Raw genomic sequence first — 6,339 nt, 5'->3', positions numbered from 1 at the left:
GTGTGGTACCGGTGGAAAAAACGTCCGGGAGCTCAGTCAGGGGGCGTGCGCGGATGTCAAAAACAGGCCCGGCAGACGTAAGGGCGAAACTGTATATGGCGGCGATCGTAGCGATCAGGTGGAATGCCCCGGCGAAGGCGCTGTACCAGAGGCTAATCGCGAAGGGCAAAGCCAGCAAGGCCGCGCTTGGAGCGGTGATGCGCAAGCTGGTTCATCAGTGCTTCGGGGTGCTGAAAACGCGGATGAAGTGGGATGAAAATTACGCAGCTACCGCTTGACGTTCAAGACGGTAGCTACGTCACAGTTCTGCCTTAGCTTCGCAGTCCCCGCCCACGCTGAATCAACACATACACCAGCGCGTAAAACACCACGATAAACGCCACCAGCACTGACAGGGTCAGCTCCAGCGGTACATCATGGATGCCAAGGAAACCGTAGCGGAAGCCACTGATCATATACACGATCGGATTCAGCTTAGACACCGCCTGCCAGAATGGCGGCAGCAGCGCCAGCGAATAGAACACCCCACCAAGATAGGTCAACGGCGTCAACACGAAGGTCGGAATCAGGCTGATATCGTCAAAGGTGCGGGCAAATACCGCGTTCAGCAAACCGGCCAGCGAGAACAGAATCGCCGTCAGCAGTAGCGTAACCGCCACCATCGTCCACGAATAGACCTGGAAAGGCACGAAAAACAACGATATCGCTGTCACCAGGATCCCGACACAGACACCACGCGCCACACCACCACCGACATACCCGGCGATGATAATGTGCGTCGGCACCGGTGCCACCAGCAGTTCTTCAATGTTGCGCTGAAACTTGGCGCTGAAAAACGAGGAGGCCACGTTAGCGTAGGCGTTGGTGATTACCGCCATCATGATCAGACCCGGCACGATAAATTGCATGTAACTAAAACCATGCATATCACCGATGCGCGATCCAATCAGGTTGCCGAAGATGATGAAATACAGCGTCATGGTGATCACCGGCGGCACCAGCGTCTGAATCCAGATGCGGGCAAAACGGTTGATCTCTTTGGTCCAGATGCTCTTGAGCGCCACCCAATATAAATGCGTCATGCTTTGGCTCCTGTTTTTCCCTGCACCAGGCTGACAAACAGCTCCTCAAGGCGGTTAGCTTTGTTTCGCATACTCAATACCTGAACACCCTGCGCGCTGAGCTGACTGAAAACGCTGTTCAGCCCCTGCTCACGCATCACCTCAACTTCCAGCGTCGAGGTATCGACGAGACGATACTGGAAACCTTCCAACTTCGGCAGCGGACTGCGCGGCGCTAAATCGAGGATAAAGGTTTCGGATTGCAGCTTAGAGAGCAAACCTTTCATCGAGGTGTTTTCCACCAGCTCACCGCTCTGGATAATGCCGATATTACGGCACAGCATTTCCGCCTCTTCCAGGTAATGGGTGGTCAGAATGATGGTGGTGCCCTGCGCATTCAGCTCCTTCAGGAACACCCACATGGAGCGACGCAGTTCGATATCGACACCCGCAGTTGGCTCATCGAGGATCAGCAGCTTGGGTTCGTGCATCAGCGCGCGGGCAATCATCAGGCGGCGTTTCATCCCGCCAGACAACATACGCGCACGTTCGTTGCGCTTGCCCCACAGATCGAGTTGTTTCAGGTATTTTTCGGCGCGGATATTCGCTTCACGACGTTCCACACCGTAATAACCGGCCTGATTAACCACAATCTGTAATACGGTTTCAAACGGGTTGAAGTTAAATTCCTGCGGCACCAGTCCCAGCTGGCGCTTGGCATTGACCACATCCTTTTCCAGGTCATAGCCGAACACCCGCACGCTGCCGCCAGATTTATTCACCAGCGAGCTGATAATGCCGATGGTAGTGGACTTACCGGCACCGTTCGGCCCCAGTAAGGCATAAAAATCACCTGCTTCCACGCTGAGATCGATCCCTTTCAGCGCCTGTACGCCGCCGGGATAGGTCTTGGTCAGCCCGGAAAGTTCCAGTGCATAAGTCATTGCGAATCCATACCTTGTTGTAATCAGAAATGAGTGACCAGGTGATAAAAGTCGTGAATTTAAAGGAGTTTAGCAGAGATTATGTTACCACTCAGCGCAGCGCGGGGGAAACGCGTGCAGCGCCACCTGTCAGCCACTGGCCGACGGGTGGCGCATCTTATCGCAGGCGGGAAAGGTTAGCCTTGGAAGATTGTGCGGTTACTCGTCGAGCAGCACCACTTTGCCGATGTACGGCAGATGACGATAGCGCTGGGCGTAGTCGATACCAAAACCCACCACAAATTCGTCCGGGATGGCGAAGCCAACATATTCAACGGTGACATCCACTTCACGACGTTCCGGCTTGTCCAGCAGGGTACAAATCGCCAGCGAGTGCGGCTCACGCAGACGCAGGATCTCGCGCACTTTGCTCAGGGTGTTGCCGGAATCGATGATGTCTTCGACGATCAGCACGTCTTTACCGCGAATATCTTCATCGAGATCTTTCAGGATCTTCACATCACGGGTACTGGACATGCCGCTGCCGTAGCTGGAGGCGGTCATAAAGTCGACTTCGTGCGGCACCTCAATGGTGCGGCACAGATCGGCCATAAACATAAAGGAACCGCGTAACAGCCCGACCAGCACCATTTCACGGCCGCTGTTACGGTAATGGTCGCTAATCTGTTTGCCCAGCTCGGCAATACGGGTTGCGATCTCCTGCTCAGAGATCATCACGTCGACGGTGTGTTTCATTGCATTCAGCCCGGTTAGGTGTCTTAAGAAAGCCACGCAGTCTATCATAGTCCAATTAAGCGCTGACGCCGCGCACACAACGCAAACGTTACCGTGGCGAAAAATATTGCTCTGACGTTAACTGTATAAAAAGCACCCAGCCAACCGGAGACGTTATGACCTCTTCATCCAGCAAAAAATCGCCGCCTGATACCTCTTCGCTCCATCCCGAAACACAAATGCTGAATTACGGTTACGATCCACGCCTGTCGGAAGGGGCAGTTAAGCCACCGGTATTCCTCACCTCCACCTTTGTGTTTAACAGCGCCGAAGAAGGGAAGGATTTTTTTGATTTCGTCGCCGGTCGCCGGGAACCGCCCGAGGGCCAAAGCGGCGGACTGGTCTATTCACGCTTTAATCATCCCAATAGCGAAATTGTTGAAGATCGGCTGGCAATTTACGAAGGGGCAGAACGCGCCGCCCTGTTCTCTTCCGGCATGGCGGCGATTGCCACCACCTTGCTAACCTTTGCCCGGCCAGGTGAGGTGATTTTGCATTCACAGCCGCTGTACGGCGGCACCGAAACCCTGCTCAGCAAGACGCTACATAATCTCGAAATTAAAGCCGTTGGTTTCAGCGATGGCACCGATGAAGAGAAAGTCCACGAAGCCGCTAAACTGGCCTGGCAACGTGGACGCGTGGCGTTGATTTTGATTGAAACCCCCGCCAACCCCACCAACAGTCTGGTGGATATTGAATTGATGGTGGAAGTCGCCGAGGTGATTGCTCAGCACCAGGGTTCCCGCCCGATTATTGCCTGTGATAACACCCTGCTCGGCCCGATTTTTCAGCGCCCGCTGGAACAGGGTGCTGACCTGTCGCTCTATTCCCTGACCAAATATGTCGGCGGCCACTCTGACCTGATTGCCGGTGCGGTACTGGGTAGAAAAGCGTTGATTGATCAGGTACGGTCGCTGCGCAGCGCCATTGGTACCCAGCTTGACCCTCACTCCAGTTGGATGATTGGCCGTTCGCTGGAAACATTGTCGTTGCGGATGGAGAAAGCCGCGCACAACGCAGCGTTAGTGGCGGCGTTTCTGCGCGATCAACCGCAGGTGGAGAAGTTGTACTGGCTCCCCTTCCTCGATAAAAACAGCAGCGCCGGGGAAACCTATCGTCGTCAGTGCTTTGGCGCAGGTTCCACCTTCTCTTTTGATATTCGCGGCGGTCAGCCTGCCGCTTTCCGTTTCCTCAACGCCCTGAAGTTGTTCAAACTGGCGGTGAGCCTCGGCGGCACCGAATCACTCGCCAGCCATCCGGCCAGCACCACCCATTCCGGTGTCGCCGCCGAAGTACGTCAGCGTATTGGTATCACTGACGCCACCGTGCGATTATCCATCGGCATCGAACATGCCGATGATTTAATTGAAGATATCCGGCAGGCGTTAGCCAGTTAAGTCACGGTAAAGCCCAGCATCATGCCGGTGTCTTCATGTTCCAGCAGGTGACAGTGCGCCATGTAGGCATGTTCAGCGCTGGCAACATAGTTGAAGCGCACCAACACCTCACTGCGCCAGCCATCGACGCTGACCATATCTTTCCAGCCCTGGCGGTGTGGAGCCGGCGGCTTGCCATTTTCTGACAGAATACGGAACTGGGTGCCGTGGATATGGAACGGGTGCAGCATGCTGTCGCCTTCGCCGGAGATGGTCCATTTCTCCATGCTGCCAAGTTTCGCACCGAACATCGGCTTCGCCATATCAAAGGCAACGCCATTGATTTTGTTCCCATTATGAAAATCGTAACCCGGCGCAGCCTTAGCATGGCCGCTGTGATCCATCGCCATGTTGCCGTGATCCATCTGCATGCCGCCCATGTCCATCTTCATGTCCATCGGCTTTTTGTCGGCTGGCATGGCCATGCCGTGATGATTACCCATCGCTTTTGCCCCGTAGCGATCCATCAACGCCTGCATCCCCTGGCTGTCGAGTTGCGGGTCCATCATCAGTTGCAACCAACGGGTTTGCAGCCCCTCAGTCGCGGGTACTGGCGGCAGATCCACCAGCTTATCTGGCAACGCGCCGCTCGCCATGACACGCAGCGGCAGGATGTTCACCAACGGCAGCGGCTGATCGAACGGGGCCAGCATCATACCCATCTGTGTCACCGGCAGCGTCACCATATCAAAGGCGTTGCCGTCGGAAGTATCGACCATCACTTCAAAACGTTCGCCTGGCAGTAGCGGCAGACTCTCCACCTTCACCGGTTCCGCCAGCAAACCACCGTCGCTGCCAATCACATATAACGGACGTTTATCGCTGGTGGCGATATGCAGTGAACGGGCGTTACATCCATTCAGCAGACGCAGGCGCAACCAGCCGCGAGGCACCGCATGTTGTGGATATTGCGCGCCGTTGGTCAGCATCATATCGCCGAACCAACCCACTGCCGCGCGCATAATATCCAGTTGATATTCGATGCGGCTGCCATCTTTCGTTAGCTGCTTGTCCTGGAAAATCAGGGGGACATCGTCAACGCCCCACTGGATGGGCAGGCGCAATTTGCCGGATGCGTCATCCTGAAGCAGCACCAGTCCAGCCAGCCCCTGAGCGACCTGATGGCCGGTTTTGCCATGCTGATGGGGATGAAACCAGCAGGTCGCTGCGGGTTGATCCGGAGTAAAACTCACCTGCCGGGTTGCTCCGGGCGCGATGACCGCCTGAGGCCCCCCATCCACCGCACCGGGTACTTCCAGCCCGTGCCAGTGGACGGTCGTCGCTTCCGGCAGACGGTTATGGATATTGACGTTCACCGGTTTACCGCGCTGCAAGGCAATGGCGGGGCCGAGCAGGCTACTGTTGTAACCCCAGGTCGGCACCGCTTTGCCGTTCCACTGGCTGGTGCCTGCCTGAGCGATAAGGTTATAGGTGCCGTGCGCATCCGCTTCCAGCAGCGCGGGGATCGGCAATAAAGGGCGCGTGGCGGCCATCAATGAGCGGCTCCACAGGGGCAGGGCACCTGCCGCGCTGAGAGCAGCAGTCAGCTTCAGAAAATGACGACGTTGCATATTCATATCCTTATTGTGCATAAGGCCTCAGCGTAAACCTTGCCCCTGCGGGAGGGTCAAGCCCTGCTGTATAATGCAGCGAAAAAATTGCGAAGTGCGGCACGACGGCAAATTTATCGGAATCCTGCCAGTATCTGTGCTAACGTCAGTTTATTGTCCCTTGTTGAGAATGATTATGACGAAAAGCATCAAGATCCTGCTGCTGGCGGGACTCCTTGGCTTCTCCTCCACCAGCTTTGCCCTGAGCGAATCCGAAGCGGAAGATCTGGCTGATCTCACCGCAGTATTTGTTTATCTGAAGAATGATTGCGGCTATCAGGACTTACCCGATGCGCAGATTCGCAAAGCACTGGTGTTCTTCGCCCAGCAAAACCGCTGGGATCTGAGCAACTACAGTACCTTCAACATGAAAGCGCTCGGCGAAGACAGCTACAAAGATTTGAGCGGCATCGCCATCACCAATGACAAAAAATGTAAGTCACTGGCACGCGACTCGTTAAGCCTGCTCGCCTACGTGAAATAACCCGCCGCCCCGCTCTGCTGCTGAACATTT

General features: G+C 55.5%; 7 protein-coding genes. 3 read left to right on the top strand and 4 right to left on the bottom strand.

Going from position 1 to position 6,339, the window contains the following annotated elements; genetic code table 11:
* A partial coding sequence (locus tag CTZ24_RS03725; protein WP_208723593.1) for a transposase occupies positions 1-278 on the top strand: 278 nt, incomplete at its 5' end.
* Between the two features lie 33 nt (positions 279-311).
* On the opposite strand, the gene CTZ24_RS03720 is transcribed toward CTZ24_RS03725, so the two are convergent.
* From CTZ24_RS03720 to hpt, 3 genes are all read right to left on the bottom strand, one after another.
* Positions 312-1,082: an ABC transporter permease gene (locus CTZ24_RS03720; RefSeq protein ID WP_021184692.1), complete on the bottom strand. Its 771-nt coding sequence runs from the start codon at positions 1,080-1,082 to the stop codon at positions 312-314.
* Positions 1,079-2,005 carry an ABC transporter ATP-binding protein gene (locus CTZ24_RS03715; protein WP_013507912.1) on the bottom strand — a complete coding sequence of 309 codons (927 nt, stop codon included), beginning with the start codon at positions 2,003-2,005 and terminating at the stop codon, positions 1,079-1,081. Before CTZ24_RS03715 ends, CTZ24_RS03720 begins: the two co-directional genes overlap by 4 nt.
* A gap of 198 nt (positions 2,006-2,203) precedes the next feature.
* Positions 2,204-2,740, bottom strand: a complete 537-nt coding sequence (hpt, locus tag CTZ24_RS03710) for a hypoxanthine phosphoribosyltransferase (RefSeq protein WP_021184693.1) — start codon at positions 2,738-2,740, stop codon at positions 2,204-2,206.
* Between the two features lie 155 nt (positions 2,741-2,895).
* On the opposite strand from hpt, the gene CTZ24_RS03705 reads away from it, so the two are divergent.
* The gene (locus tag CTZ24_RS03705; protein WP_208724809.1) at positions 2,896-4,176 is read left to right on the top strand and encodes a cystathionine gamma-synthase family protein; all 1,281 of its coding nucleotides are present in this window, start codon (positions 2,896-2,898) and stop codon (positions 4,174-4,176) included.
* Here the strand turns inward: CTZ24_RS03705 and cueO are convergent.
* On the bottom strand, positions 4,173-5,786 hold the full coding sequence (gene cueO, locus CTZ24_RS03700) for a multicopper oxidase CueO (protein WP_208724808.1): 1,614 nt from the start codon (positions 5,784-5,786) through the stop codon (positions 4,173-4,175). The genes CTZ24_RS03705 and cueO overlap by 4 nt on opposite strands.
* A gap of 175 nt (positions 5,787-5,961) precedes the next feature.
* On the opposite strand from cueO, the gene CTZ24_RS03695 reads away from it, so the two are divergent.
* Positions 5,962-6,309, top strand: a complete 348-nt coding sequence (locus CTZ24_RS03695) for a YacC family pilotin-like protein (protein WP_013507908.1) — start codon at positions 5,962-5,964, stop codon at positions 6,307-6,309.
* The last annotated feature ends 30 nt before the right edge of the window (positions 6,310-6,339 follow it).

The organism is Pantoea phytobeneficialis (assembly GCF_009728735.1).
GTDB lineage: Bacteria > Pseudomonadota > Gammaproteobacteria > Enterobacterales > Enterobacteriaceae > Pantoea > Pantoea phytobeneficialis.
This window is presented reverse-complemented; position numbering and strand designations above follow the sequence as displayed.

Excerpts from the sequence above, each read along its gene's own strand:
- CTZ24_RS03720 (WP_021184692.1), bottom strand. The coding sequence starts at position 1,082 with ATGACGCATTTATATTGGGTGGCGCTCAAGAGCATCTGGACCAAAGAG.
- CTZ24_RS03715 (WP_013507912.1), bottom strand. The coding sequence starts at position 2,005 with ATGACTTATGCACTGGAACTTTCCGGGCTGACCAAGACCTATCCCGGC.
- hpt (WP_021184693.1), bottom strand. The coding sequence starts at position 2,740 with ATGAAACACACCGTCGACGTGATGATCTCTGAGCAGGAGATCGCAACC.
- CTZ24_RS03705 (WP_208724809.1), top strand. The coding sequence starts at position 2,896 with ATGACCTCTTCATCCAGCAAAAAATCGCCGCCTGATACCTCTTCGCTC.
- cueO (WP_208724808.1), bottom strand. The coding sequence starts at position 5,786 with ATGCAACGTCGTCATTTTCTGAAGCTGACTGCTGCTCTCAGCGCGGCA.
- CTZ24_RS03695 (WP_013507908.1), top strand. The coding sequence starts at position 5,962 with ATGACGAAAAGCATCAAGATCCTGCTGCTGGCGGGACTCCTTGGCTTC.